We start from the raw sequence: 26692 nt of genomic DNA, 5'->3' as shown, positions 1-26692 counted from the left end.
TCGTCCCGCCACCGAGCCTGTCCTTGAAAAAGTCCGATTTCCATTTCGACCTGCCGCATGAACTGATCGCCCAGACGCCGCTGCCCGAGCGTTCGGCCAGCCGCCTGCTGCTGCTGGATGTGGCCGCCGGCAGCCGCGAGGACCGGATGTTCCGCGAACTGCCGGGGTTCCTGCGCCCCGGCGACCTGCTGGTGTTCAACGACACCCGCGTGCTGCCGGCGCGCCTGTACGGGCGCAAGGAGAGCGGCGGCGCGGTGGAGATCCTGATCGAGCGCGTCACCGGTGCACACGAGGCCACCGTGCAGCTCGGCGTGAGCAAGAAGCCGAAGGAGGGTACGTGGATCGAGCTGGCCGACGGCAGCCGCGCGGTGGTGCTGGGGCGCGACGAGAGTTTTTTCCGCCTGCGCTTCGAGGCGCCCGAGCCGCTGGAGAAGTTGCTGCTCAGGCTGGGCGAGATGCCGCTGCCGCCGTACATCGAGCGCCATGCCGATGCCTCCGACCTGGAGCGCTACCAGACCGTCTACGCGCGCGCGCCCGGCGCGGTGGCCGCGCCCACCGCCGGCCTGCACTTCGACGAGGCGCTGCTGGCCGAACTGCGTGGGCGGGGCGTGGACTTCGGCTACGTCACCCTGCACGTGGGGGCCGGCACCTTCCAGCCGGTGCGGGTGGAGGACATCAGCGAACACCACATGCACCGCGAGTGGCTCAACGTGGGCGCGGGCCTGGTCGAGCAGATCCGTCGCACGCGCGCCGCCGGCGGCCGCGTGATCGCGGTGGGCACCACCGTGGTGCGGGCGCTGGAGAGCGCCACCGTGGACGGCGAGTTGCATCCGTTCGCGGGCGAGACGCAGATCTTCATCTTCCCGGGCTACAGGATCACCAGCATCGACGGCCTGATCACCAATTTCCACCTGCCGCAATCGACCCTGCTGATGCTGGTGTCGGCGCTGGCCGGACGCGAGTTCATGCTGGATGCCTATCGGCATGCGGTGGAGCAGCGTTACCGCTTCTTCTCGTATGGGGATGCGATGTTGATCCTGCCGGGCGGGGTCTGAGTTTTGCTTCCTCCTGTTGGTGGGAGCGGGTTGTTGCCCTCGCGCGAGCGACAAGGCGGTTTCGTGCGGCTGCCGCAGGGGACAGAGCGGTTTCGTCCACCTGCCGGTGGTCGAGTTCCTTTCTCTTTGCTTGCCCAAAGAGAAAGGAACCAAAGAGAAAGGGCACCCCGATTGGCGCTCTCCGGGCCTCCTGCCCTGCGAGTGCGTGAGGCGGTGCCGGGCTTTTCGAGCGGGCTCCTGCCCGCGCGAAAAGGGGAGCCCATCCGTGGGCTCGCCCGCTGCGCGGCCTGCTCGTCCCCGCCTCACCGCCGCCCAGGTGCCCCGGAGAAGCAGCGCGCTCCCAGCGCGCAGAAGCAGAAGCAACAGCAACAGCAACAGCCGGAGCGAAGCGACAGCAAGGCTTTGCTCCCCTCAGTTCCCAGATACGTCGCGGTGTGGCCGCTCCGTCTATCGCATAGGCGGGAGTGGCTCCAAAGCCCTCGACACGCCGGGCGTGTAGTTCCGGCGGATTGAACCAGGCCATTTCTCTTGGTTCCTTCTCTTGACTCCGGGCATCCTGCCCTCCGCCCTTTGGGCTGGCTTCGCCGTTCACCGCCGCTCCTGCAGCGGCGTGGGCCAGCAAAGAGAAGGGACTCGGGCGCCGGCAGGCGTCCGAAACCGCTTTGTCGCTTGCGTCAGGCGCCCGAAACCGCCCTGTCCCCCGCGCCGGGCGCCCGGGCCAGCCCCATCCCCAACGCCAGGCGCCCGAAACCGCCTCGTCTCTCGCGGTAGCGCCAGCACAAGCCCCCAGCGGAAAAGCGAGACAACGCAGGCCGTCTGCGATAATCCCAAGATGACCTCCCTCCAATTCAACGTATCGGCCACCGACGGCGCCGCCCGCCGCGGCCGCCTCGCCTTTCCCCGTGGCACGGTGGAAACGCCGGCCTTCATGCCCGTGGGCACCTATGGTTCGGTGAAGGCGATGACGCCGCGCGACGTGCGCGAGACCGGTGCCGAGATCATCCTGGGCAACACCTTCCATCTCTACCTGCGGCCCGGCCTGGAGGTCGTGGAGAAGTTCGGCGGCCTGCACCGCTTCATCGGCTGGGACAAGCCCATCCTCACCGACTCGGGTGGCTTCCAGGTGTTCTCGCTGGCGCACCGGCGCAAGCTCACCGAGGAGGGCGTGACTTTCGCCTCGCCGGTGGACGGCTCCAGGGTGTTCCTGTCGCCGGAGGTGTCGATGCAGATCCAGCGTGCGCTGGATTCGGACATCGCGATGATCTTCGACGAGTGCACGCCGTACCCGGCCACCGAGAAGGTCGCCGCCGATTCGATGGAGCTCAGCCTGCGCTGGGCCGAGCGTTCGCGCCAGGCATTCGACGACCTGAAGAACCCCAACAGCCTGTTCGGCATCGTGCAGGGCAGCGTGTACGAGCCGCTGCGCCGGCGCTCGGCCGAACGGCTGGTGGACATCGGCTTCGACGGCTACGCGGTGGGCGGCCTGGCCGTGGGCGAGCCGGAGGAGGCGCGCAACCACACGCTGGATTTCACCGTGTCGCTGCTGCCGCAGGACAAGCCGCGCTACCTGATGGGCGTGGGCCGGCCCGAGGACATCGTGGCGGCGGTGTGCCGCGGCATCGACATGTTCGACTGCGTGATGCCCACCCGCAACGCGCGCAACGGCTTCCTGTTCACCGCCGAAGGTACGCTGCGCATTCGTAACGCGAAGTTCGCCGACGACACCCGGGTGATCGAGGAGGGCTGCGACTGCCATGCCTGCGCCAACGGCTTCAGCCGCGCCTACCTGCGCCACCTCGACCGCTGCAACGAGATCCTCGGCAGCCAGCTGGCCACCATGCACAACCTGCGGCATTACCAGCGCCTGATGGAGGGCCTGCGCGAGGCGATCGCCGCGGGCCGCCTTGAGGATTTCGCGGCGGAGTTCCACGCGCGTCGGCAGGGCGCGGGCGCCGCGGCCTGAGGCCCCGCGGAGCGTGACGACCGTCGCGGCCGCGTCCGGCGGCCGGCTGGCGCCGTGCGGCGACCGGGAACGCATGGCATAATCCATGGTCTTTTATCGGGCGTTCGGCGGAAATCCCTGCCGGCGCCACAACTTGCGAGACGAACCGATGAGCCTTCCGATGTCTATCACGCTGGCCCAGGCCGCTGCGCCGCAGGGTGGCGGCCTTTCCCTGATCATCATGATGGTGGTGCTGTTCGGCCTGATGTACTTCATGATGATCCGTCCGCAGATGAAGCGGCAGAAGGAACATCGCGCGATGGTCTCCGCCCTTGCCAAGGGCGACGAGGTGGTGAGCAACGGCGGTCTTGCCGGTCGCGTGGAGGAGGTGGGCGAGACCTTCATCACGATCGAGATCGCGCCGAACGTGAAGGTGAAGCTGCAGAAGGGCGCGGTGTCGCAGGTGCTGCCCAAGGGCTCGCTGAAATCCTCCTGAGCGCGACGGTCGCGACGAGGCATTCCCAATTTGGAAGTGCGGCCACGGATGGCCGCCTCTTGACGTTCGCGATCACGGATGATCGCAAAAACAAACTACGGCCACGGATGGCGGCTGGCCGACGTTGGCGATCACGGACGGTCGCAAAGGATCACAGATGAGCGATTTCCCACGCTGGAAGTACGCGCTGGTCGCGCTGGCGATGCTGTTCGGCATCCTCTACGCGCTGCCGAACGCGTTCGTGCCGCTGCCCGCGGTGCAGGTCACCGCGAACAAGGGCTCCGCGCCGATCGACGACGCGCTGCGCCAGAAGGTGGCCGATGCGCTGTCCAAGGCCCACGTGGCGACGAAGGACGTGGAAGTGCAGGGCGACCACCTGCTCGCCACGTTCGCCAACGCCGACGTGCAGAAGAACGGGGCGGACACGATCAAGGGCCTGCTCGGCGACGGCTACACCGTGGCCTTCAAGCTGCAGTCCACCGTGCCGCACTGGCTCACCATGATCGGCGCGAACTCCATGCCGCTGGGCCTGGACCTGCAGGGCGGCGTGCACTTCCTGATGCAGGTGGACCAGAGCGGCGTGGTCGACAAGCTGGAGAACAGCTACGCCGACGACATCCGCGGCCAGCTGCGCCAGAAGGACATCCGCTACGAGTCGGTGACGCGCAGCACGGTGGCCGGGCAGGGCATCGTGGTGGTGCTGCGTTCGGCGGACGACCGCAGCAAGGCTGCCGACCTGATCGCCGGCAACTCGCCCGACCTGGTGGTGACCGACGGCCCCAGCACCGGCGACCGCTACGTGCTGTACGCGGCGATCAAGCCGGCCAAGCTGCGTGACCTCTCGCTGGGCACGATCAGGCAGAACCTCGGCACGCTGCGCAACCGCATCAACAACCTCGGCGTGTCCGAACCGCTGATCCAGCAGCAGGGCGAGGAGCACATCGTGGTCGAGCTGGCCGGCGTGCAGGATCCCACCGAGGCGAAGAAGCTGATCGGCGCCACCGCCACGCTGGAATACCGCCCAGGCATCGGCTACCCCGGCGACCCGCGCGCCCAGGAAGCGGCGCGCACCGGCAGCATTCCGCCGGAGGCCAACCTCTACTACACCAGCAACGGCCACGTTCCCGTGCTGGTCGGCAAGCGCCCGATCGTCACCGGCGACGAGCTGATCAACGCCAGCTCGGGCATCGACCCGAACAACGGCACGCCTTCGGTGAATGTGACGCTGAACGCCTCCGGCGCGAAGAAGATGCAGGAGTTCACCAACGCCAACGTCGGCAAGCCGATGGCAGTGGTGCTGATCAACACCGTGTACGAGACCTCGACGGTCAACGGCAAGGAAGTGCGCACGCCCAAGACCACGTATGCGGTCATCAACGACGCCACCATCCAGAGCCCGTTCGGCAAGGAATTCTCCACCAACGGCCTCGGCAGCCCGAAGGAGGCCTCTGACCTCGCGCTGCTGCTGAAGAGCGGCTCGCTGGCCGCGCCGATGGACATCGTCGAGGAAAACGTGATCGGCCCCAGCCTCGGCCAGGAGAACATCAAGAAGGGCTTCGACGCGGTGATGCTCGGCCTGCTGCTGGTGCTGGCATGCGCGGCGGTCTACTACAAGCTGTTCGGCCTGGTGGCCGACATCGCGCTGTTCTTCAACCTGCTGATCCTGGTGGCGGTGATGTCGATGATCCACGTCACGCTCACCATGCCGGGCATCGCGGGCATCGTGCTGACGCTGGGCATGGCGATCGACGCAAACGTGCTGATCTGCGAGCGCGTGCGCGAGGAACTGCGCAACGGCTCGACGCCGCATGCGGCGATCCACGCCGGCTACGACAAGGCCTGGGCCACGATCCTTGACGCCAACGTCACCCACCTGATCGCGGCGCTGGCGCTGATGACGATGGGCACCGGCGCGATCCGCGGCTTCGGCGTCACGCTCGGCATCGGCATCCTGACCTCGATGTTCACCTCGGTGGTGATGACGCACGCGTTCACCGCGCTGATCCACGGCCGCCGCAAGCTCAAGACCTTGTCGGTGTAAGAGGCTTTATCGAGAAGCGCGGCCATGGATGGCTGCATCTACCCCGGAAACGGACTTCCGCATAGAGAAGCCAAAACATGGAAATCTTCAACCACAACAGCAACGTCCACTTCCTGCGCATCCGCGTCTTCAGCATCGCGGTGGCGATCATGCTGGTGATCGCCTCGGTGGCGCTGCTCGCCACCAAGGGGCTGAACTACGGCCTGGATTTCACCGGCGGCGTCTCGCTGGTGGTGGATTACACCCAGCCGGTGCAGACCGGCGACGTGCGCGCCGCGCTGGAAAAGGGCGGCCTCGAGAACACCGTGGTGCAGAGCGTGGGCGGCTCCCGCGAGGTGTCGATTCGCCTGCAGCCCACCAAGGACATGCTGGACGCAAAGGGCCAGGTGAACCTGGACAAGGTGGCCGGCACGGTGATGCAGGCGCTGAAGGCCGCGCGTTCCGATGCGTCGCTGAAGAGCCGCTCCTCGGTCAGCGCCGAGGTGGGCGCCGAGCTGAAGAGCGACGGCATGGTGGCCGCGGTGTTCGTGATCCTCGGCATCATGGCCTACCTGTGGATCCGCTTCGAGCGCCGCTTCGCGATCGCGGCGGTACTCACCGAGATCCACGACACCCTGGTGACGCTCGGCGTGCTGGCGCTGGTGCAGCGCGAGTTCGACATGACCGTGCTGGCCTCGGTGCTGGCGGTGATCGGCTACTCGATCAACGACAAGGTGGTGGTGTTCGACCGCATCCGCGAGCTGTTCCGCCTCGCGCGCAAGGCGGAGCCCGAGGAGATCCTCAACCGCTCGATCAACAGCACGCTGTCGCGAACCATCATCACCTCGCTGTTCACCGGCATCACCATGGCCGCGCTGTTCTTCTACGGCGGCCCGGCGGTGCACAACTTCGCGATCACCATGCTGATCGGCATCGTGGTGGGCACGCTGTCGTCGATCTTCGTGGCCAGCCCGATCCTGCTGTGGCTGGGCGTGTCGAAGAAGGACCTGATGCCGGTGACCCGCGAGAACCCGGAGCTCGCCCGCCGGCCGTGAGGCTGGCGAGGGTGTGTTCCGCTGCCAACGCAAACGGCCCGGGTTTTCCGGGCCGTTTGCGTTTCCACGCTTCAGTCCGCGTGCGTGGCGTCCAGTTCGGCCAGACGCCCCGGCGTGCCCACGTCGGTCCAGCGGCCGCGATGCAGCGAGCCGGTCAGTGCGTTGCGTGCCATCGCGGTTTCCAGCAGGGGCCGCAGCTTGAAGCGTGGCGGCTGCTCCGCCGCGCCCGGCGCGTCGCCTACCGCGGCACGCCAACCATCCAGCAGTTCGCGGCGGAACACGCCGATGCCGCTGTAGGTGAGTCGCGGCGCGCCGTCGGCGTGCAGCCAGCCCTGCGCATCCAGCCGGAAATCGCCGCCGGGGTGGTGCGCTGGATTGGCCACCATCAGCAGGTGCCCGAGGCCCCGCGGCTCGGCGGGCAGGGCGGCGAAATCGGCGTCGCACCACACGTCGCCGCTGATCGCCAGCACCGGTTCCGGCCCCAGCAGCGGCAGCGCGTTGAGCAGGCCGCCGCCGGTCTCCAGCGGAACGGCGCCTTCGTACAGGTAGCGGATGCGCAGCCCCCAGCGCGAGCCGTCGCCGAGGGCTTCGGGAAACTGTCCGGCGAGGTGCGAGGTGTTGATCGCCACGTAGTTCACGCCGATCGCGGCGAGCTTCTCCAGATGCCACACGATCAGCGGCTTGCCACCCGCTTCGAGCAGCGGCTTCGGAGTGCGTTCGGTCAACGGGCGCATGCGCTCGCCCAGACCCGCGGCGAAGATCAGCGCGTGCCTCATGGCCTGGTCCCCTCTGCGGTCTGCAGGGGAGGATCGGGGTTGGGCCGGGTGAGGTCGCGCCCTTGCGCATGGCGCTCCAGCAGCGCCGCGAAGCCGGCCAGTTCGGGGTAGCTGCGCGCCACCTCGATCACGTAGCGGTACACCTGCGGCACATCGGCGAGATAGCCTGGTTTGCCGTCGCGGTACCACAACCGGTAGAACTGCCCCAGCACGCGCACATGGCGATGCAGGCCGGTGAGGTCGAACCAGCGCAGGAAACGCGCCGCGTCGACGTCGTTGCCGATCGCGCGGGCCTGGCGCAGGCGCCGCCGGTAGGATTCCACCCACGCTTCCACGCGTTCGCGCGGCCACGCGACATAGGCGTCGCGCAGCAGCGAGGCAAGGTCGTAGGTGAGCGGGCCGTGCAGCGCGCCCTGGAAATCAACGATGCCGGGGTTGTTTTCATCGACCACCAGCAGGTTGCGGCTGTGGTAGTCGCGATGCACGAAGCAGCGCGGCTGTACCAGCGCATTGCGGATGATGACGTCGAACGCCGCCTCCAGCACGTCCCATTCCGCGCAGCCCGGCGTGTGGCCGAGATGGCGTTCGAGGAACCACCTGGGCATCACCTCCAACCCGTTCACCAGCACCTGGTGGTCGAACGGCGGCAGGTCGTCGGCGGCCACCTTCGTCTGCATCGCCAGCAGCGCATCCATCGCGTCGCCGTATAGCCGATCGGCGTTCGCGTCGTTCAATTCGGCCAGGTACAGCCGCGAACCCAGGTCCTCGATCAGCAGGAAACCCTGTTGCAGATCCTGCGCCGCCACCTTCGGCACGTGCAGGCCGGCCTGGGCGAGCCGCTTGCCGATCGCCAGCCAGGGCCGCGGGTCTTCGCGCTCCGGCGGCGAGTCCATCACGATCCAGCCTTGCCCCGCATGCGTGGTGCGCCAGTAGCTGCGGAAGCTGGCATCGGCGGAGGCGGGAGCCAGGGTCAGATGGCTGTCGCCGAGGGCGGCGCGCGCCCAGGCGAGGCGGGCAGCGGTGCGGTCGTTGCGGTTGTCCATGGGGCGATCGGCAAGGCGGGGCACGGACAGCTTAAATGGCCCGCGACCGAATTGCCCGGCCCGGCCCCGGACCGATGGCGGGCCCTTCATCGAAGCCGGCAAGACAGCGCGCAGGGCGAACCGCCGGCAGCCTCGCTCAGAACGTGCCTTGCAGCATCACGAAACCGCGCGTGCCGCCGATGTCGCCGGTGTCGTCCGGGTTCAGCAGGCTGACGGCGTGGCGGTAGAAGGCGGCGTTGCTGGCGCGGGTCATGCTGCCGCTCAATGCCCAGTGCGCCGTGAGCTGGTATTTCAGCGTGACGCCGAAGTCGCTGTAGTCCGGGTTGCGCGCACCGTCCGGCAGCGGCGTGCGCAGGACGCTGGCGTAGTGGGTCCGGCCGGCGTGCAGGGCGAGGCTCCACGCACCGGGCAGGGGCAGCACGGCGTCGAGTTGCAGGTAACGGGTGCCGCGCGTGCTGCCGCGATAGCCTTCCTCGGTGTCCGCGCCGAAATAGTCGGTCAGCGCGTCGTTGTACTTGAGCGTAAGCCACTTCCAGCCCAGCGCGAAGTTGGCTTCGAGCGTGTCGAACGACCGCGCCGGCAGCCGCGGGCTGGCGCGATCGAGGTTGCCGCCGGGGTAGAGGTAGCCGTACAGGCCGGCGCGCCACGTCCAGTCCCGGCCGAAAGAGCGGCCGTAGCTCGCGTAAAGATCCAGTTCCATTGCGGCGCCGGGAAAGCTGCGCCGGCTGATGCGGGACGCCCAGGACCCGGCGGCGAAGCCGTTGGCGGCGGCGTAATCGCCGCCACCCTGGATCGCCGGCTTGCCCCAGGTCTGGCTCAGGCCGCGGAACACGTAGTCCGATGCGATGGCCGCGTTGCCGGTGACGGCCGGCGCGTCATCGGCATGGGCTGTCGCCGCGGCGAACAGGGCGACGGCAATGGGGAGGACGGCAAGTCGTGGCATCGTGCGTTTTCCCGAGTCGTGTCTGGCCGGTGGCGGCGAACCCGCCGCGATTCGTCGTGCGCATGCGGGTGATCGGAATCACCGTTGCAGGTCGTAGGCGCGTTCCTCGTGTTCGGCGAGGTCCAGGCCCATCTGCTCCTGCTCCGCGTCCACGCGCAGTCCCAGCGTGCGGTCGAGCAGCTTCAGGATCGCCGCGCTCAGCAGCGCGCTCCAGACGATGGTGAAGGCCACGCCTTTCGCCTGGATCCACAGCTGGCCCCACGCGGAGGCGACATGGCCGTAGCCGCCGAAGACGGCGGCGGCCAGCGGGCCGGTGAGCAGGGCTCCCACGATGCCGGCGACCGCGTGCACGCCGAACACATCCAGCGTGTCGTCGTAGCCCAGCCGGAACTTGAGCCGGGTGGCGGTGAAGAAGCACACCACGCCGGTGACGATGCCGAGCAGCAGTGCGCCGCCGGGGCCGCAGGTGCCTGCCGCCGGCGTCACCGCGACCAGCCCGGCCACCGCGCCGGAGGCGATGCCGAGCACGCTGGCGCGCTTGTGCACCGCCCATTCCACCGCGGTCCAGCCGATCGCGGCGGCTGCGGCGGCGATCTGGGTCACCAGCATGGCCATGCCCGCGCTGCCGTTGGCGGCCACCGCCGAACCGGCATTGAAGCCGAACCAGCCCAGCCACAACAGGCTGGCGCCGATCACCGTGTAGCCGAGGTTGTGCGGCGGCATGTGGGTGTGCGGCCAGCCGCGGCGCTTGCCGACCGCCAGGCAGGCGACCAGGCCCGCGATGCCGGCGTTGATGTGCACCACCGTGCCGCCGGCGAAGTCGAGCACGCCCAGGTCGCCGAGCAACGAGCCCGGACCGCTCCACACCATGTGCGCGACCGGCAGGTAGACGAGCGTGAACCACAGGGCGCTGAACCACAGCATGGCCGCGAAGCGCATGCGCTCGGCGTAGGCGCCCACGATCAGCACCGGCGTGATGATGGCGAAGGTCAGCTGGAACATCACGTACACGCTTTCCGGCACGGTCTGGTAGCGCGTATCGGGCGTGAGCCCGGCCAGCATCGCGCGGTCCAGCCCCCCGATGAAGGAGTGCCAGTTGGCGATGCCGGCGTGCATGCCTTCGGTGCTGAAAGCCAGCGAGTAGCCGTAGACGATCCACAGCACCGTCACCAGTGCGGCGATCGCGAAGCACTGCATCATCACCGAGAGCAGATTCTTCGCGCGCACCATGCCGCCGTAGAACAGCGCGGCGCCGGGTATCGTCATCATCAGCACCAGCATGGAGGCGGTGAGCATCCAGGCGGTGTCGCCGCTGTCGATGCGCGTGGCGCCCTGCGCGAACGCCGGCACGGCGAACAGGGCCGCGGCGAGCAGCGCCGCGCACCGGCGAAGAAGCCTCTTTCCGGATCGCGTGCTCTCACAGCGCATCGGCATCGACCTCCTGCGTGCGGATGCGGATCACCTGTTCCAGCGGGCTGACGAAGATCTTGCCGTCACCCACCTTGCCGGTGCGCGCGGTGCCGGCGATCGCCTCGATCGCGCGTTCCAGCTGCTCGTCGCTCACCGCGATCTCGATCTTGAGCTTGGGCAGGAAATCGACCACGTACTCGGCGCCCCGGTACAGCTCGGTGTGGCCGTGCTGGCGGCCGAAGCCCTTGACCTCGGTGACCGTCATGCCCTGCACGCCGGCCTCGGCCAGCGCCTCGCGCACCTCGTCCAGCTTGAACGGCTTGATGATGGCGGTGATCCACTGCATTCGTCTTCCCCCACGGATGGTCCGTGTTGCAGCACAGCAGAATGCGTGCCAGCCGGGGAAAGCGCGCCGTGTGGCCGTTTGGATGGCCAAATGCCGCGCCGGCGATGTCGTCTGCAACGGTTATGGTGCAAGCTTTGCCCGGTAATGGTGCAAGACGGCGATTTGACCGCGCTCCATCTAATCAGTACCATTTTGGTCTGGATTAAGACCGCTCTCCCTCGCGCCCTCCCTCATGCTCCGCGTCAGTCGACTCACGGATTACGCCACGGTGGTGATGACCTGCATCGCTGCCCATCCGGACGACGTGCTGAGCACGGCGCAGATCGCCGACGAGACCCGTCTGGAGTTGCCCACGGTCAGCAAGCTGCTGAAGTCGCTGGGCCATGCCGGGCTGGTGGAATCCTTCCGCGGCGTCAACGGCGGCTACCGGCTGGCGCGTCCTGCGCAGGCGATCACGCTGGCCGAGATCGTCGAGGCGATGGAGGGGCCGATCGGCATGACCGAATGCGGCGTCTCCGAGGGCCAGTGCGAGCGCGAGGCGCAATGCGGCGTGCGCGGCAGCTGGCAGCGCATCAACAGCGTGCTCGACCGTGCGCTGCGCGCGGTGAGCCTGGCCGACATGCTGCGGCCACCGCCGCGCCGTACCGACGTGGCGATCGACATCAGCACCCTGAAAGCCGGCACCCTGAAAGGCAGAACCACGGCATGAGCAGCGAATCCATCGAGACCACCGCCACCGCGCTGCGCGACAACGCCGAAGTCGCCGAGGCGCTGGGCCGGCGCTACAGCGCCGGCTTCGTCACCGAGATCGAGATGACCGGCCTGCCGCCGGGCCTGGACGAGGAAACGATCCGCCAGCTCTCCGCGATCAAGCGCGAACCGGAGTGGATGACCGAGTGGCGGCTCAAGGCGTTCCGCCACTGGCTGACCATGCCGCAGCCGGACTGGGCCAAGCTGAAGATGGACGCGATCGACTACCAGGCGATCAGCTATTACGCCGCTCCCAAGGCCAAGCCGAAGTCGCTGGACGAAGTCGATCCGGCGCTGCTGGAAACCTACGAGAAACTCGGCGTGCCGCTGCACGAGCGTGCCGCGCTGGCCGGCGTGGCGGTCGATGCGGTGTTCGACTCGGTCTCGGTGGGCACCACCTTCCGCAAGCAGCTGGCCGACGCGGGCGTGCTGTTCTGCTCGATGAGCGAGGCGATCCGCGAGTACCCCGAGCTGGTGCAGGAATACCTGGGCAGCGTGGTGCCGCCGGGCGACAACTTCTTCGCCGCGCTGAACTCCGCGGTGTTCTCCGACGGCAGCTTCGTGTTCATCCCCAGGGGCGTGCGCTGCCCGATGGAGCTCAGCACCTACTTCCGCATCAACGCGCAGAACACCGGCCAGTTCGAGCGCACGCTCATCGTGGCCGAGGAAGGCGCCCACGTGTCCTACCTCGAAGGCTGCACGGCCCCGAAGCGCGACGAGAACCAGCTGCACGCCGCCGTGGTGGAACTGGTGGCGCTGGAGCGCGCGCAGATCAAGTACTCCACCGTGCAGAACTGGTATCCCGGCGACGAGAACGGCGTGGGCGGCATCTACAACCTCGTCACCAAGCGCGGCGACTGCCGCGGCGACGACTCGAAGATCACCTGGACCCAGGTGGAAACCGGTTCGGCGATCACCTGGAAATACCCCAGCGTGGTGCTGCGCGGCGACCGCTCGGTGGGCGAGTTCCACTCGGTGGCGCTCACTCACCATTTCCAGCAGGCCGACACCGGCACCAAGATGATCCACATCGGCAAGGACACCAAGTCGAAGATCGTCTCCAAGGGCATCAGCGCGGGGCGCAGCAACAACAGCTACCGTGGTCTGGTGAAGGTGGAGAAGGGCGCGGAGCGCGCGCGCAACTACACCCAGTGCGACTCGCTGCTGATCGGCAAGCAGTGCGGCGCGCACACCTTCCCGTACATGGAAGTGAAGAACCCCACCGCCATCGTCGAGCACGAGGCCACCACCTCGAAGATCTCCGACGACCAGATGTTCTACTGCCGCTCGCGCGGCATCGGCGAGGAAGACGCGGTGTCGATGATCGTCGACGGCTTCTGCAAGCAGGTGTTCCGCGAACTGCCGATGGAATTCGCGGTGGAGGCGAAGAAGCTGCTGGAAGTGTCGCTGGAAGGGGCCGTCGGATGATGGACGGCCACTGCAAATCACTACTGATCCGTGCGGCGCGGCCCGACGACGCAGCGCTGATCCACGCGCTGATCAGCGAACTTGCCGACTACGAGAAGCTGCGCCACGAGGTCGATGCCACCGTACAGGACGTCGCGCGCGACCTGTTCGGCGAACGCCCGCGCGTATTCGCCGAGATCGCGGAGTGGAATGGCGAGCCGGCCGGCTTCGCGCTGTGGTTCTACAACTACTCCACCTTCCGCGGCCGCCACGGACTCTACCTGGAAGACTTGTTCGTACGTCCGGCCCATCGCGGCCAGGGTATCGGCAAGGCACTGATCGTCGCCCTGGCGAAGCGCTGCGCGGCCGAAGGGCTCGCGCGGTTCCAGTGGTCGGTGCTGGACTGGAACCAGCCGTCCATCGATTTCTACAAGGCGCTCGGCGCGAAGCTCACCCCGGAATGGATCGGTTGCCGTGTCGAGGGCGAGGCACTCGAGGCGCTGGCGGCGGTCGCCGCGTAACGAAACGGAATCACATCATGCTGAAGATCGAAAACCTGCACGCCCGTGTCGAGGGCAAGGAAATCCTCAAGGGCCTCACGCTGACGGTGAACCCCGGCGAGGTGCACGCCATCATGGGGCCGAACGGCGCGGGCAAGTCCACGCTGGGCAACGTGCTCTCCGGCCGCGACGGCTACGAGGTCACCACCGGCTCGGTGACCTACAACGGCATCGACCTGCTGGCGCTGGAACCGGAAGCGCGCGCCGCTGCCGGGGTGTTCCTCGCGTTCCAGTACCCGGTGGAGATTCCCGGCGTCAACAACACCTATTTCCTGCGCGCCGCGCTCAACGCCCAGCGCAAGGCGCGCGGCGAGCAGGAACTGGATTCCATGCAGTTCCTCAAGCTGGTGCGCGAGAAGCTCAAGGTGATGCGGATCTCCGACGAGCTGTTGCACCGCGCGGTGAACGAGGGTTTCTCGGGCGGCGAGAAGAAGCGCAACGAGATCTTCCAGATGGCGCTGCTGGAACCGAAGCTCGCGATCCTCGACGAGACCGACTCCGGCCTGGACATCGACGCGCTGAAACAGGTGGCGCAGGGTGTCAACGCGCTGCGCTCGCCGGAACGCTCGTTCCTCGTCATCACGCACTACCAGCGCCTGCTCGACTACATCGAGCCCGACTTCGTGCACGTGCTGGCCGGCGGCCGCATCGTCGAGAGCGGCGACAAGGCGCTGGCGCTGAAGCTGGAAGAACACGGCTACGCCTGGGTGCGCGCACACGGCGAGCCGGCCGGGGCGTCGGCATGAACCAGCCGGCTCCCGTGCCTTTCGTCGCGTCGCTGCTGGAGGCGCGGCTCCCGGCCAGCGGCATCGCGTGGCTGGATGCGCTGCGCCGCGAACACCTCGATGCCTTCGCTGCCGCCGGTTTGCCCGATACGCGCATGGAGGCGTGGAAGTACACCGCGCTGCGTGCACTGGGCCAGCGCCGCTATGACGCCGGCGATGCCCTGGCGGCGACGCGGGCGGTCGACCCTTCCGCGTTTGCCCTGCCGGGCGTTGACGGGCCGCGGCTGGTGTTCGTCAACGGCGTGTTCCGCGCCGATCTCTCCGCGCTGGACGAGCTGCCGGCAGGGCTCGCGCTGCAGCCGCTGTCGCAGGCCTTGCGGCAAGACGCCGAGCCGCTGCGTTTCGTGCTGTCGCGCCACGAACCGGAGCGTGGCGATGCCTTCGTGCGGCTCAATGCCGCGCTGGCCGCCGACGGCGTGGCGTTGAAAGTGGCGGCCGGCACGAAGGTCGCCACACCCGTGCACCTGGTATTCCTCGGCGCGCCGGCGGATGCCGATCTCGCCTGGCACCTGCGCCACGTGATCGAGCTGGGCGAAGGCGCCGAGCTGGCGCTGGTGGAACACCACGCCGCCGGTGGCGAGCAGTCGCACCTCGGCACCTCGGTGGGCGACATCCGCCTGGGCGAAGCTGCGGTGCTGCGGCACGTGCTGCTGCAAAACGCCGGCATCGGCAGCAGCCTGATACGGCGCAGCCGCTTGCATCTCGGTGCGCGGTCGCAGGCCACGCTGCACGTGCTGGAGCTGGGCGGTGCGCTGGCGCGCCACGAGCTTCGCGCCGAGCTGGCGGGCGACGGCGCGCGGCTGGATACGCGCGGCGTGTTCATGCCGCACGGGCGCCAGCACATCGACACCCAGCTGGCGATCCGCCACCAGGCATTGAATACGGCCTCGGATTCGGTCTGGCGCGGCGTGGCCGACCAGCGCGCACGCGGCGTGTTCCGCGGCGCGATCCTGGTGGCGCCCGGCGCCGACGGCAGCGACGCCAGCCTCAGCAACAAGAACCTGCTGCTGTCCGGCCAGGCGGAGATCGACACCAAGCCGGAGCTGGAGATCTACGCCGACGAGGTGAAGGCTGCGCACGGCGCCACGGTGGGCCAGCTCGACGAGCGCTCGCTGTTCTACCTGCGCTCGCGCGGCATCCCGCAGGACGAGGCGCGCGCGCTGCTCACCGCCGCGTTCTGCCGTGCGGTGCTGGACGACCTGCCGAACGCGGCGCTGCGCGAACACCTCGCCGCGCAATTGGTGGTGTAGGAGCGCGCCCCGGGGCGCGAACGCCTTTGCCTTTGATCAGGCGCCGGGCCGCCGCGCACAGGGTGCGCTCCTGCGGCGCCGCGCAGTCCATGAAACGGGAACCGTCGAGATGAATGCACAAGCCAGCACGCCAGCCTTCGACGTCCGGCGCGTCCGCGCGGACTTTCCGCTGCTCGCGCGCACGGTGCACGGCAAGCCGCTGGTGTACTTCGACAACGCGAACACCAGCCAGAAGCCGCACCAGGTGATCGAGGCGGTGGACCGCCACTACCGCGAGCACAACGCCAACGTGTCGCGCGCCGTGCACCTGCTCGGCGAGGAGGCCACCGCGGCCTACGAGGGCGCGCGCGACGCGCTGGCGCGCTTCATCAACGCGCATTCGCGCAACGAGCTGGTGCTCACCTCGGGCACCACGCAGTCGGCCAACCTGGTGGCCTACAGTTTCGTGCTGCCGCGGCTCAGGCCCGGCGATGCGATCCTCACCACCACGATGGAGCACCACGCCAACATCGTGCCGTGGCAGATCGTGGCCGCCCGCGCGGGCGCCACGGTGAAGGCGGCGCCGATCGACGCGAGCGGCGAGCTGATCGTGGAACGGTTCGTCGAGATGCTCACGCCCGAGGTGAAGCTGGCCTGCGTGACGCACGTCTCCAACGTGCTGGGCACGGTGAACCCGGTGCACGAACTGGCGAAGGAATGCCGCCGGCGCGGCATCCCGCTGTTCGTGGACGGCTCGCAGGCGGCGCCGCATCGCCCGGTGGACGTGCAGGCGCTGGGTTGCGACTTCTACGCGCTCACCGGCCACAAGATGCTGGCGCCCACCGGTACCGGCGCGCTGTGGGCGAAGAAGGAACACCTGGAGGCGATGCCACCGTTCTTCGGCGGCGGCGAGATGATCCGCGAGGTGCGGTTCTCCGGCACCACGTTCGCCGAGCCGCCGCACCGCTTCGAGGCGGGCACGCCGAACATCGCCGGCTTCGCCGGCATCGGCGCCGCGATCGCCTATGTCGAATCCCTTGGCTTCGAGGCGATCCGCGCCCACGAGCGCGCCTTGCTCGACCACGCCACCGCACGCCTGCGCGAAGTCCCGGGCCTGCGCATCGTGGGCGAGGCGGCGGAGAAGGAGCCGGTGATCTCGTTCCTGGTCGAGGGGGCGCAAGCCACCGACCTCGCCACCCTGCTCGACCTCGAGGGCGTGGCGGTGCGCTCCGGCCACCATTGCGCGCATCCGCTGATGCAGTTCTACGGCGTGCCGGCCACGCTGCGCGCCTCGCTGGCGTTCTACAACACGCACGAGGAAGTCGACGCCTTCGCCGCCGCGCTCGACAAGGTGCGCGCGCTGTTGCGCTGAGAGCCTGTCCGACGGCCCCGCGCGAGCCGCGCGGGGATGTGCGACAGGCTCCGTCCGCCGCGGCGGTCCGGGCAAGTATGCTTGGGCCTCGTCTGCCACAGGGGTTCCGATGTTCGCCTTCCTGCCCGGCCTGATCCGCGTGCCGCTGGTCGTGCTGCTGCTCCTGCTCAATGTGTTGCTGCACGTGTTGCCGCTGTTCGCGCTGACCCTGGCCAAGCTGTTGCTGCCGCTGGCCGGATTCCGTCGCGCCTGCTCGCGCGGGCTGGTGGCGATCGCGGAGAGCTGGATCGGCGTGAACAACGCGCTGTTCGACCTGTTCACGCGCATCCGCTGGCAGGTGGACGGACTGGAGGGCCTGCGCCGCGACGCCAACTACCTGGTGCTGGCCAACCACCAGAGCTGGGTGGACATCCCGGTGCTGCAGAAGGTGCTGAACCGGCGCATCCCGTTCCTGCGCTTCTTCCTCAAGAGCCAGCTGATCTGGGTGCCGCTGCTGGGGCCGGCATGGTGGGCGCTGGATTTCCCCTTCATGAAACGCTATTCGCGGGAAACCCTGGCGAGGCATCCAGGGCTGGCCGGTCGCGACATGGCGGCCACGCGCCGCGCCTGCGCGAAGTTCCGCCAGTTGCCGGTGTCGGTGATGAACTTCGTCGAGGGCACCCGTTTCACGCCGGCCAAGCACGACGCGCAGCGTTCCCCGTACCGGCACCTGCTGCGGCCGCGGGCCGGCGGCGTGGCCTTCGTGCTGGACGCGATGGGTGACGGCCTGCAGGCGATCCTCGAGGTCGCCATCGTCTACCCCGGCGGCCCGTGCAGCCTGTCCGACCTGATCGGCGGGCGCCTGCGCGAGGTGCGGGTGAGCCTGCGCCAGCGGCCGATCGGGCCCGGCCTGCGCGGCGACTACGAACGCGACGAGGCGTTCCGCCAGCGCTTCCAGGCCTGGGTCAACGCCCTGTGGCGCGAGCAGGATGCGCGGATCGGGCAACTGCTGGAATAATCGCGCCGGTAGTGCGCGACATGAATACCGCGTGAGGCGGCGAACCGGCGCCACGCCCGTCGTCGGGCAGGCGCGGTAAGCTTCGAGGGTGGCGATGCTGTCGTGAGGGCAGCCATGGAACTGCCGCGGAACCGGTCGAAGGGGTGGAGGATGACGCTGGATCGAGGCCAGACAACCCGGATGTGCGCGAGGTTCGCCCATGGGTGAGAAGCGCCTGTCGACGGGGCCCGGCGAGGCCCGCGGTTCGGGTGTGCTGCAGGCCATCGCGCGGATGTCGTCCACCCGGGCGAATTACCTGGTCGGCCAGGCCGCCGATTTCGTGGTCAGTTTCGCCCTGCTCGGCGCGGCGTTCTGGATCGACCACAGCGGCCCGCTGCAGTCCGCGCTGGTGCTGCTGCTGGGCCTGTTCATCTTCAGCTTCATCGAATACGCCTTCCATCGCTGGCTGTTCCACGGGCCGGTGCCGCTGTTCGAGCAGGGCCACACCCTGCACCACGAGAAGCCGCTGGGCTACGACTCGCTGCCGTTCTTCTTCCCGCCGGCGGTGGTGCTGCTGCTCGCGGCGGTGCTGACGCTGGTGCTGCCGGCTGCGGTGGCGCTGCTGCTCTCCGGCGCGATCGCGCTGGGCTACGCGCTGTACGGCTTCAGCCACCTGATCATCCACCGCCGCCGTTTCAATCACCCGCTCGCGCGCAAGTGGGCGGCGGTGCACCACGTGCACCACTACCACCCCGACAAGAACTACGGCGTCACGTCGCCGCTGTGGGATTTCCTGCTGGGCACCTGGTACGTGTCCAAGAGCAAGGTGCGGGCGCGGTAACTTTGCGATCATCCCTGATCGCGAAGATCAAACGGGCGGCCATCCATGGCCGCACTTTCAGATGAGCGCGGCCATCAGCCCAGCGGCAGGCCGCGCAGTTCCACGCAGTCGGCGTCCACGTGCAGCACCGAGCCCTGGTCGTACCAGTCGCCCAGCACGATGCGTTCGGCGGGCGCGCCGTCGAGCTCGAAGCGGTGGATGGCGGGACGGTGGGTGTGGCCGTGGATCAGCCGCGTCGTGCCGGCCCGGCGCATGGCCTCCGCCACGGCGTCGGCGTTGACGTCCATGATCGCTTCCATCGTGCTGCCGGTGTGGGCGCGGCTTTCGGCGCGCGATTTCGCTGCGAAGGCGCGGCGCGCTTCCAGCGGCATGGCGAGGATTTGCGCCTTCCATTCCGGCATGCGCACCTGCTTGCGCACCGCCTGGTAGGCCGTGTCGTCGGTGCACAGTACGTCGCCGTGCATCAGCAGGGTGGGGCGGCCGTACAGGTCGTGCACGCTGCCGTCGTCCAGCAGCTCGAAACCGGCGCGGCGGGCGTAATCCTTGCCGAGAAGGAAGTCGCGGTTGCCGACCATGAAGTACACCGGCACGCCGGCCTCGCGTACCGCGCGGGTGGCGGCGGCGATGCGCTGCGGCAGTTCCGCGTCGTCGTCGTCGCCGATCCATGCCTCGACCAGGTCGCCGAGGATGTACAGCGCGTCGGCACGGCGCACCTCGTCGCCGGCAAGGTAGCGCTCGAACAGCGCGGTGATTTGCGGCCGGCTGTCGTCCAGGTGCAGGTCGGCGATGAACAGCGTGCCCATCGGTCGCTTAGCCGCCGTGCGCGGGCTTGCGCGCGCCGCGTTTTGCCGGTTTGGCCGTGGTGGCGGGTACGGCCGGGGCCGGGGTGCTGGCCGCGGCGGGTGCGGCCTCGCCGACGACCTGGGCGCTCTCGATCACCACCAGCGGGTTGGGCACGTCGGCGGCGAACGGGCCGATGCCGCGCGTGGGCAGGGCGGCGATCTTGTCCACCACGTCCATGCCCTTGATGACCTTGCCGAACACCGCGTAGCCCCAGGTGAGGCCGCTCTGGTTGCCCACGAAGTCCAGCCGGCGGTTGTCGACCAGGTTGATGAAGAACTGCGAGGTACCGGAATTCGGATCGGCGCCGCGCGCCACCGCCACGGTGCCGCGCAGGTTGGAAAGCCCGTTGTCCGCTTCGCTGGGAATCGCCGGGCGGGTGCGCCGCGGCTGCAGCTCGCGGGTGTACAGGCCACCCTGCAGCAGGTAGCCGGGGATCGCGCGATGGAACACCGTGCCGGCGTAGAAGCCGTCGCGCACGTACTGCAGGAAGTTCGCCACGCTCTTCGGCGCCTTGTCCGGGTACAGCTCCAGCGTGATGTCGCCCTGCGAGGTGTGCAGCACCACCTCGGGATCGGCTGTGGCGACGGGCTTGGCCTCTTGCGCCTGCAGCACGGGCGCGAGCAGGGCGGCGGACAGGAACAGCAGGGCGTACTTGAGCTTGGGCATGGCGATGGGTGCTTCGGACTGTCCGCGCATGATACGCGGCCACGCCGGTACGTGTGCCTCTCGGAGTTCAGGGAGTGTTCTTGAGGAGTGCGGCCATGGATGGCCGCTGGTGGCGCGAGGGCGAAGCGGGAGCTGGAAACTCGCCGCCGCCTGCACGCCACGGCGATTCCGGACGAATCGCACCAGTACCAGCGTGCGGCCATGGATGGCCGCTGGTGGCGCGAGGGCGGAGCGGGAGCTGGAAACTCGCCGCCGCCTGCACGCCACGGCGATTCCGTGCGAATCGCAAAAATCAAGCCGCGGACAGTTCCAGCTCCAGGCCCAGTTCGGCCATCGGCGCCTCCTCCTGCTGCAGGTCGGCCTCGCTGAGCGGGTGCTGCTCCAGCCACGCGGCCGGCAGGCTCAGTCGCAGCCGCTGGCGCGTGGCCGCGAGCTTCAGCGGCGGCAGCGATTCGGCGCGCCGGCCGCGGCGGAACAGCACCGCGAGGCGCAGCAGCGCCGTGCTGTAGCGGGCCAGCTGGCGGTAGCGCTGCGGCAGCGCGGCGATCACCGCCTTGTCCGGCTTGCGCCGGTGCAGCTCGACCACGGCGGCGAGCAGCTGCTGCTCCTGTCGCGAGAAGCCGGCAAGGTCGGCGTGGCGCAGGATGTAGGCGCCGTGGTGGTGGTGCTGGCTGTGCGCGATGGCGAGACCGATCTCGTGCACGCGTGCGGCCCAGGACAGCCATTCGCGTGCCTCGCCGTCCAGCTTCCAGGCCTTGGCGACCTGGTCGAACAGCTGCAGCGCGGTGGATTCCACGCGCCGCGCCTGCGCGCGATCCACGCCGTAGCGGCTGGCCAGCGCGTCGATGCTGCCCGTGCGCGGGTCGCTGCCGGCGGCACGGCCGAGCAGGTCCCACAGCAGGCCTTCGCGCATCGAACTCTCGCACACGCGCATGCGCGCGATGCCCAGCGCCTCGAACGCGGCCTCGAAGATCACCACCGCCCCGGCGAGGACCGGCGCGCGCTCTTCCGTCAGGCCGGGCAATTTCAGCGCGGTGACGGTGCCTTGCGCGAGGATCGCGTCACGCAGCCCGGCCAGCGCGGCGGGCGTGATGCCGTCGTCGCTGAGCTTCATCGCCTGCACCACCGCGCCGATCGCCTTGGCGCTGCCGGACGAGCCATAGGCCTCCTGCCAGCCCGACTCGCGGTAATCCTCGGCAAACTGCTGCAGCAGCACGCCGATCTCGCCGCGCGCGCGCTGCCAGCGCTTGCGGTTGAGCTTGCCGCCGGGGAAGAAGCGCAGCGTGGAGGCGATGCAGCCGGCCTGCACGCTCTCGGTGTGCAGCGGCGCGAGGCCGCGACCGATCACGAACTCGGTGCTGCCGCCGCCCACGTCCATCACCAGCCGCGGTTCGCGCGAGGTGGGCAGGTCGTGCGCGGCGCCGAGGAAGATCAGGCGGCCCTCCTCGCGGCCGGAGACCACCTCGATGGGATGGCCCAGCGTGGCCTCGGCGGCGGCGAGAAAGGCCTGCGGCGCCGCCAGCCGGCGCACCGTGTTGGTGGCCACCGCGCGCACCCGCTGCGAGGGCAGGCCAGCGATGCGCTGGCCGAAGCGGGCGAGGCAATCCAGCGCGCGGGCGCGGCGGTCGGCGTCCAGCGAGCCGTCGCTGCGCAGCCCCGCGGCCATGCGCACGCTGTCGCGCAGGCGGTCGATCACCCGCGGCTCGCCGTGCTCCATGCGCGCCACGATCAGGTGGAAACTGTTCGAGCCCATGTCCACCGCGGCCAGCAGCTCGCCATCGCGGATCGGGGTCTGGTCGGCCTGGCTCAAGCGTGGGCTCCTTGCGGGTCGGCGCCGGTCCGCCCATGATGCCGCATCGCCGCGCTCACGGGCACAGCTTGTCCAGCAGCGCCTGCTGCGCACTGTAGGGCGCATGCCGGCCCGGCGTGGCGCGGTGGTAGCGGCCATCGGCATCGAGCAGCCAGGCCTGCGTGTTGTCGGCGAGGCCGTTGGCGAGGGTTTCCTCGTAGACGCGTGCGGCCAGCTCGGGGTCGCGGATGGGGAACGCGATCTCGATGCGGCGCATGAGGTTGCGTTCCATCCAGTCGGCGCTGGCGCAATAGAGCTCGGGCTGGCCGTCGTTGCCGAACCAGTACACCCGGCTGTGCTCGAGGAAGCGGCCCACGATGGAGCGCACGCGGATGCGCTCGGAGACGCCGGGCAGGCCGGGGCGCAGCGTGCAGGCGCCGCGCACGATCAGGTCGATCTCCACGCCCGCCTGCGAGGCGCGGTACAGCGCCTCGATCACGTGCGCCTCGTTGAGCGCGTTCAGTTTGGCCACGATGCGCGCGGGACGGCCGGCGCGCGCCAGCTCCGTTTCGCGCTCGATGCGCTCCATCACGCCGGCGTAGAGCGTGAACGGCGAATGCAGCAGTCGCTTCAGCGCAATGCGCGGGCCCAGGCCCGAGAGCTGCTGGAACACCTTGTGCAGGTCCTCGCCGATCTCCGGGTCGGCGGTCATCAGGCCGATGTCGGTATAGCTGCGGCTGTTGATCTGGTGATAGTTGCCGGTGGAGAGGTGCGCGTAGCGGCGCAGCACGCCGTCCTCGCGGCGCACGATCAGCATCATCTTGGCGTGGGTCTTGTAGCCCACCACCCCGTACACCACCTGCACGCCGGCCTCCTGCAGGCGCGTGGCGAGGCGGATGTTGGCCTCCTCGTCGAAGCGCGCGCGCAGCTCCACCACCACGGTGACGTCCTTGCCGTGGCGCGCGGCCTCCACCAGCAGATCCACCAGCGGCGTGTCCTCGCCGGCGCGGTACAGCGTCTGCTTGATCGCCAGCACCCTGGGGTCGGTGCTGGCCTGGCGCAGCAGGTCCACCACCGCGGCGAAGCTCTGGTAGGGGTGGTGCAGCAGCACGTCGCGCTGGGCGATCTGCTCGAACTTGTCGCGGCTGGTCTCCAGCCCGGCCGGCAGCTGCGGGGTGAAGCGCGGGTACTTCAGTTCGGGGCGCTCCAGCCAGTCGCAGATCAGTCCGGCGCGGATGATGTTGACCGGGCCGTCGCAGCGGTAGACGTCGGCTTCCTCCAGCTGGAAGTTCTGCGTCAGCATGGCGGTGATCGCCTGCGGGCAGTCGTTGGCGATCTCCAGCCGCACTGGCCGCGCGTAGCCGCGCCCCAGCAGCTCCTCGCTGAGCGCGCGGGCGAGGTTGTCCACCTCGGCCTCCTCCACGATCAGCTCGCTGTTGCGGGTGACGCGGAACTGGTAGGAACCGACCACCTTGAAGCCGGGGAACATCAGGTCGACGAAGGCCTGCAGCAGCTCGGCGAGGAACACGAAGTGATCGCCCTCGCCACACACCTCGGCGGGCAGGCGGATGATCCGCGGCAGCGAACGCGGCGCGCGCACCAGCGCCATGTGGCCCTCGTGGCCGAACGCGTCGCGGCCCTTCAGCACCACCGCGATGTTCAGCGTCTTGTTGAGGATGCGAGGGAACGGGTGCGCCGGGTCCAGCCCCAGCGGCGACAGCACCGGCAGCACCTCGTGCTCGAAGTAGCCCTGCAGCCAGCGCCGCTGGCGCGGCGTCCACTGCGCGCGGGTGAGCACGCGGATGCGTTCGGATTCCAGCTGCGGGCGCAGCTCCTGTTGCCAGATCGCGTACTGCTCGGCGACCAGTTCCAGCACGCGGGCGCGGATGCGCGAGAGCAGTTCCGGCGGCGACAGCCCGTCCGGACCCGGCGCGGCCGAACCGTAGGCGTGATGGTGCTTGAGCATCGCCACACGCACCTCGAAGAACTCGTCGAGGTTGTTCGCCACGATGCTGAGGAAACGCAGCCGTTCCAGCAGCGGTACCGTGGCGTCGCGCGCCATCGCCAGCACCCTGAAGTTGAACTCCAGTGCGGCAAGCTCGCGGCTGAGGTAGAGCTCGGGCGCGGTGAGGTCGGGATGCCCGGTGGCATGGGTGTCGTGGCGTGGCATGCCCGCATTCTGGCGCATGCGCGGCGGCTGGTGCGCGACGTGGCTCGCTGTGCTTCAGCTTTCGTCGTGGCCGCTGGCGGCGGGAAGCAGGCGCTCGGGGCCGAAATGGCAGGCGAAGGTGGAGCCGCGGCCCGGTTCGCTTTCGATGCTCAGCCGCGCCTGGTGCAGGTTCAGCACGTGCTTGACGATGGACAGGCCGAGCCCGGTGCCGCCGGTGCCGCGCGAGCGGCTGGAGGAGACGCGGTAGAAGCGTTCGGTGAGCCTGGCGAGGTGGCTGGAGGGGATGCCGTAGCCGGTGTCGCTGACCGAGTACGTCGCGCCGTCGCCGCTGCGCCGCCAGCGGATCGTGATGCTGCCGCCGGCCGGGGTGTAGCGCACCGCGTTGCTGACGAGGTTCGACAGCGCGCTGTGCAGGTCCTTCGGCGAACCGAGCAGGTCGAGTCCGGTGTCGGCCTCCACCGCGATGGTGTGGCGGCCCTGGCTGAGCGCCTCCGCCTCCTTGCGCAGGCTGGCCAGCAGCGGCGCCATCGGCACGCGCTCGTCCTCGATGTGGTGCTGGGTTTCCAGCCGCGACAGGGTGAGCAGGTCCTCCACGATCTGCCCCATGCGCTTGGACTGCGCGCGCATCTCGTCGAGCACCGGCGCCAGCGCCGGCGCGTCCTCGGGATCGATCAGCTCGAGGTAGCCGTGGATCACGGTGAGCGGCGTGCGCAGCTCGTGCGAGACGTTCGCCACGAAGTCGCGGCGCATCTGCTCCAGCCGGGTGACGTGACTGGTGTCGCGCGCCAGCAGCACCTGCTGGCGCCGGCCGAACGGCAGCAGGCTCACGCTGATCTGGCTGTCCGGGCGCCCGGGCGCGATGGTGTCGTGCAGCGGCTCGCGTTCGTCCTGCTGCAGCCACTCGGCCAGCTCCGAGGCCGGCAGGCGCCGGCCCAGCGTCACGCCGCGGTCCTGCGGGGCGCGCAGGCCCAGCAGGTTTTCCGCGGCGTGGTTGAACCAGCGCACGCGCTGGTCGGGATCGAGCAGCACCACCGCGTCGGGCAGCTGGCTGGCGGTGCGGCGCAGGTCGCGCAGGCTGGAGGCGAGGCGGTGGGTACGCGTCATCAGGCGGTCGTGTTTCGCGGCGGCGGTCGTCGCCATGATGGGGCGCGCCAGATGACCGTCGCGGGTCAGCAGGAAGACGATTTCCGCCACGGCGACAATCGCCACGCCGGCCGCGACATGACCGTCGGCCAGCCAGCCCAGCAGCGCGCCGGCGGCAAGCGCGGCGAAGCAGGCAGTGGGCAGTTTCCAGCGGCGGGTGGTAGGCATCGATGGAGGGCCGGGCAGTTGGCGGGCTGGGTACAGAGCTTACAGGGGCGCCCGCCCCGGGCCTCCCGGCCATGCAGTGCCCGGGGGATGAGGGTCAGGCGCTGGCCGAGAAGCGGTAGCCGCTGCCGCGCACGGTCTGCACCATGTCCTGCAGCTGCCACGGTTCCAGCGTCTTGCGCAGACGGCGGATGTGCACGTCCACGGTACGCTCCTCCACGTAGACGCTGCCGCCCCAGACGTGGTCGAGCAGTTGCGCGCGCGAGTACACGCGCTCGGGGTGGGTCATGAAGAAGTGCAGCAGGCGGTATTCGGTGGGGCCGATCGTCACCGCCTCGTCGCCGGCGAACACGCGGTGCGCGGGGCCGTCGATGCGCAGCCGACCCAGCTCCACCACGCCGGAGCCATCGTCGCCATGGCTGCGCCGCAGCACCGCCTTGATCCGCGCGATCAGCTCGCGGGTGGAGAATGGCTTGACCACGTAGTCGTCGACGCCGGCCTCCAGGCCGTTGACGCGGTCCATCTCCTCGCCGCGTGCGGTGAGCATGATGATCGGGATCTCCCGGCTCAGCTCCTCCTTGCGCAGGCGGCGCGCCAGCTCCAGCCCGCTCATGCCCGGCAGCATCCAGTCCAGCAGGATCAGGTCGGGTACCTGCTCGGAAATGGCCAGCTGGGCGGCGCGGGCATCGGCGGCCTGCATCGCCTCCATGTCCGCCTTGCGCAGGGCGAACGCGATCATGTCGCGGATCGAGGTCTCGTCTTCGACGATCAGGATGCGTTTGTGCACGCGGGCAGCGTCCGTTGGCCTGTGACCGTGGTATTGCAGAGGAGAAATGTTACGCGGCGATGACATGGATCATCTGCGCGCCTGTCCGTGAGCGCCGAAACCGACAAGCGGCCAACCATCGCC

At 69.0% G+C, this 26692-nt stretch carries 24 protein-coding genes; 13 read left to right on the top strand and 11 right to left on the bottom strand.

Features of this window, described 5'->3' with window-relative positions; translation table 11 throughout:
* Positions 1-23 precede the first annotated feature (23 nt).
* The 5 genes from queA to secF all read left to right on the top strand — a co-directional run bounded on the left by queA (position 24) and on the right by secF (position 6568).
* Positions 24-1055: a tRNA preQ1(34) S-adenosylmethionine ribosyltransferase-isomerase QueA gene (gene queA / locus ACQGNW_RS17800; protein ID WP_426664718.1), complete on the top strand. Its 1032-nt coding sequence runs from the start codon at positions 24-26 to the stop codon at positions 1053-1055.
* 832 nt (positions 1056-1887) lie between these two features.
* Positions 1888-3018 carry a tRNA guanosine(34) transglycosylase Tgt gene (gene tgt, locus ACQGNW_RS17795; RefSeq protein ID WP_426664717.1) on the top strand — a complete coding sequence of 377 codons (1131 nt, stop codon included), beginning with the start codon at positions 1888-1890 and terminating at the stop codon, positions 3016-3018.
* A gap of 148 nt (positions 3019-3166) precedes the next feature.
* Positions 3167-3493, top strand: coding sequence for a preprotein translocase subunit YajC (yajC, locus tag ACQGNW_RS17790; protein WP_426664716.1), 327 nt, complete (start codon positions 3167-3169; stop codon positions 3491-3493).
* A 157-nt stretch (positions 3494-3650) separates the two neighbouring features.
* Positions 3651-5534: a protein translocase subunit SecD gene (gene secD / locus ACQGNW_RS17785; RefSeq protein ID WP_426664715.1), complete on the top strand. Its 1884-nt coding sequence runs from the start codon at positions 3651-3653 to the stop codon at positions 5532-5534.
* A gap of 77 nt (positions 5535-5611) precedes the next feature.
* The gene (gene secF, locus ACQGNW_RS17780; RefSeq protein ID WP_426664714.1) at positions 5612-6568 is read left to right on the top strand and encodes a protein translocase subunit SecF; all 957 of its coding nucleotides are present in this window, start codon (positions 5612-5614) and stop codon (positions 6566-6568) included.
* Positions 6569-6639: 71 nt separating this feature from the next.
* On the opposite strand, the gene ACQGNW_RS17775 is transcribed toward secF, so the two are convergent.
* The 5 genes from ACQGNW_RS17775 to ACQGNW_RS17755 all read right to left on the bottom strand — a co-directional run bounded on the left by ACQGNW_RS17775 (position 6640) and on the right by ACQGNW_RS17755 (position 11086).
* Complete coding sequence (locus ACQGNW_RS17775; RefSeq protein WP_426664713.1) at positions 6640-7344, bottom strand: nucleotidyltransferase family protein; 705 nt, start codon at positions 7342-7344, stop codon at positions 6640-6642.
* A complete protein-coding gene (locus ACQGNW_RS17770) occupies positions 7341-8387 on the bottom strand; it encodes an aminoglycoside phosphotransferase family protein (RefSeq protein ID WP_426664712.1) in 1047 nt (348 codons plus the stop codon). Before ACQGNW_RS17770 ends, ACQGNW_RS17775 begins: the two co-directional genes overlap by 4 nt.
* Positions 8388-8523: 136 nt before the next feature.
* A complete protein-coding gene (locus ACQGNW_RS17765) occupies positions 8524-9330 on the bottom strand; it encodes a TorF family putative porin (protein ID WP_426664711.1) in 807 nt (268 codons plus the stop codon).
* A 78-nt stretch (positions 9331-9408) separates the two neighbouring features.
* The gene (locus tag ACQGNW_RS17760; RefSeq protein WP_426664792.1) at positions 9409-10758 is read right to left on the bottom strand and encodes an ammonium transporter; all 1350 of its coding nucleotides are present in this window, start codon (positions 10756-10758) and stop codon (positions 9409-9411) included.
* Positions 10748-11086 carry a P-II family nitrogen regulator gene (locus ACQGNW_RS17755; RefSeq protein WP_426664710.1) on the bottom strand — a complete coding sequence of 113 codons (339 nt, stop codon included), beginning with the start codon at positions 11084-11086 and terminating at the stop codon, positions 10748-10750. Before ACQGNW_RS17755 ends, ACQGNW_RS17760 begins: the two co-directional genes overlap by 11 nt.
* Positions 11087-11318: 232 nt before the next feature.
* On the opposite strand from ACQGNW_RS17755, the gene ACQGNW_RS17750 reads away from it, so the two are divergent.
* The 8 genes from ACQGNW_RS17750 (at position 11319) to ACQGNW_RS17715 (ending at position 19006) form a co-directional block, all read left to right on the top strand.
* Positions 11319-11795, top strand: a complete 477-nt coding sequence (locus ACQGNW_RS17750) for an SUF system Fe-S cluster assembly regulator (RefSeq protein ID WP_426664709.1) — start codon at positions 11319-11321, stop codon at positions 11793-11795.
* Positions 11792-13264: a Fe-S cluster assembly protein SufB gene (sufB, locus tag ACQGNW_RS17745; RefSeq protein WP_426664708.1), complete on the top strand. Its 1473-nt coding sequence runs from the start codon at positions 11792-11794 to the stop codon at positions 13262-13264. Before ACQGNW_RS17750 ends, sufB begins: the two co-directional genes overlap by 4 nt.
* On the top strand, positions 13261-13764 hold the full coding sequence (locus ACQGNW_RS17740) for a GNAT family N-acetyltransferase (protein ID WP_426664707.1): 504 nt from the start codon (positions 13261-13263) through the stop codon (positions 13762-13764). The genes sufB and ACQGNW_RS17740 overlap by 4 nt, the downstream gene beginning before the upstream one ends.
* Positions 13765-13781: 17 nt before the next feature.
* Positions 13782-14549, top strand: a complete 768-nt coding sequence (sufC, locus tag ACQGNW_RS17735) for a Fe-S cluster assembly ATPase SufC (RefSeq protein WP_426664706.1) — start codon at positions 13782-13784, stop codon at positions 14547-14549.
* On the top strand, positions 14546-15838 hold the full coding sequence (gene sufD / locus ACQGNW_RS17730) for a Fe-S cluster assembly protein SufD (RefSeq protein ID WP_426664705.1): 1293 nt from the start codon (positions 14546-14548) through the stop codon (positions 15836-15838). The genes sufC and sufD overlap by 4 nt, the downstream gene beginning before the upstream one ends.
* 109 nt (positions 15839-15947) lie before the next feature.
* Entirely contained in the window at positions 15948-17189 is a 1242-nt protein-coding gene (locus ACQGNW_RS17725; protein WP_426664704.1) for a cysteine desulfurase, read from the top strand.
* Positions 17190-17298: 109 nt separating this feature from the next.
* Entirely contained in the window at positions 17299-18186 is an 888-nt protein-coding gene (locus ACQGNW_RS17720; protein WP_426664703.1) for an acyltransferase, read from the top strand.
* Between the two features lie 199 nt (positions 18187-18385).
* Positions 18386-19006: a sterol desaturase family protein gene (locus ACQGNW_RS17715; RefSeq protein WP_426664702.1), complete on the top strand. Its 621-nt coding sequence runs from the start codon at positions 18386-18388 to the stop codon at positions 19004-19006.
* A 74-nt stretch (positions 19007-19080) separates the two neighbouring features.
* Here ACQGNW_RS17715 and lpxH read toward each other — a convergent pair whose 3' ends face one another.
* The 6 genes from lpxH to phoB all read right to left on the bottom strand — a co-directional run bounded on the left by lpxH (position 19081) and on the right by phoB (position 26569).
* On the bottom strand, positions 19081-19809 hold the full coding sequence (gene lpxH / locus ACQGNW_RS17710) for a UDP-2,3-diacylglucosamine diphosphatase (protein WP_426664701.1): 729 nt from the start codon (positions 19807-19809) through the stop codon (positions 19081-19083).
* Positions 19810-19816: 7 nt separating this feature from the next.
* Positions 19817-20515 carry a peptidylprolyl isomerase gene (locus ACQGNW_RS17705; RefSeq protein WP_426664700.1) on the bottom strand — a complete coding sequence of 233 codons (699 nt, stop codon included), beginning with the start codon at positions 20513-20515 and terminating at the stop codon, positions 19817-19819.
* 292 nt (positions 20516-20807) lie between these two features.
* Positions 20808-22325, bottom strand: coding sequence for a Ppx/GppA phosphatase family protein (locus ACQGNW_RS17700; protein WP_426664699.1), 1518 nt, complete (start codon positions 22323-22325; stop codon positions 20808-20810).
* A 55-nt stretch (positions 22326-22380) separates the two neighbouring features.
* Positions 22381-24474 carry a polyphosphate kinase 1 gene (gene ppk1 / locus ACQGNW_RS17695; protein WP_426664698.1) on the bottom strand — a complete coding sequence of 698 codons (2094 nt, stop codon included), beginning with the start codon at positions 24472-24474 and terminating at the stop codon, positions 22381-22383.
* A gap of 54 nt (positions 24475-24528) precedes the next feature.
* Entirely contained in the window at positions 24529-25785 is a 1257-nt protein-coding gene (gene phoR / locus ACQGNW_RS17690) for a phosphate regulon sensor histidine kinase PhoR (protein WP_426664697.1), read from the bottom strand.
* A 94-nt stretch (positions 25786-25879) separates the two neighbouring features.
* Positions 25880-26569, bottom strand: a complete 690-nt coding sequence (gene phoB, locus ACQGNW_RS17685; protein ID WP_426664696.1) for a phosphate regulon transcriptional regulator PhoB — start codon at positions 26567-26569, stop codon at positions 25880-25882.
* Between the last annotated feature and the right edge of the window lie 123 nt (positions 26570-26692).

Source organism: Rhodanobacter aciditrophus (genome assembly GCF_050026795.1).
Lineage (GTDB): Bacteria > Pseudomonadota > Gammaproteobacteria > Xanthomonadales > Rhodanobacteraceae > Rhodanobacter_A.
The sequence above is the reverse complement of the archived record's forward strand: the minus strand, read 5'-3'. Positions and strand labels throughout refer to the sequence as shown.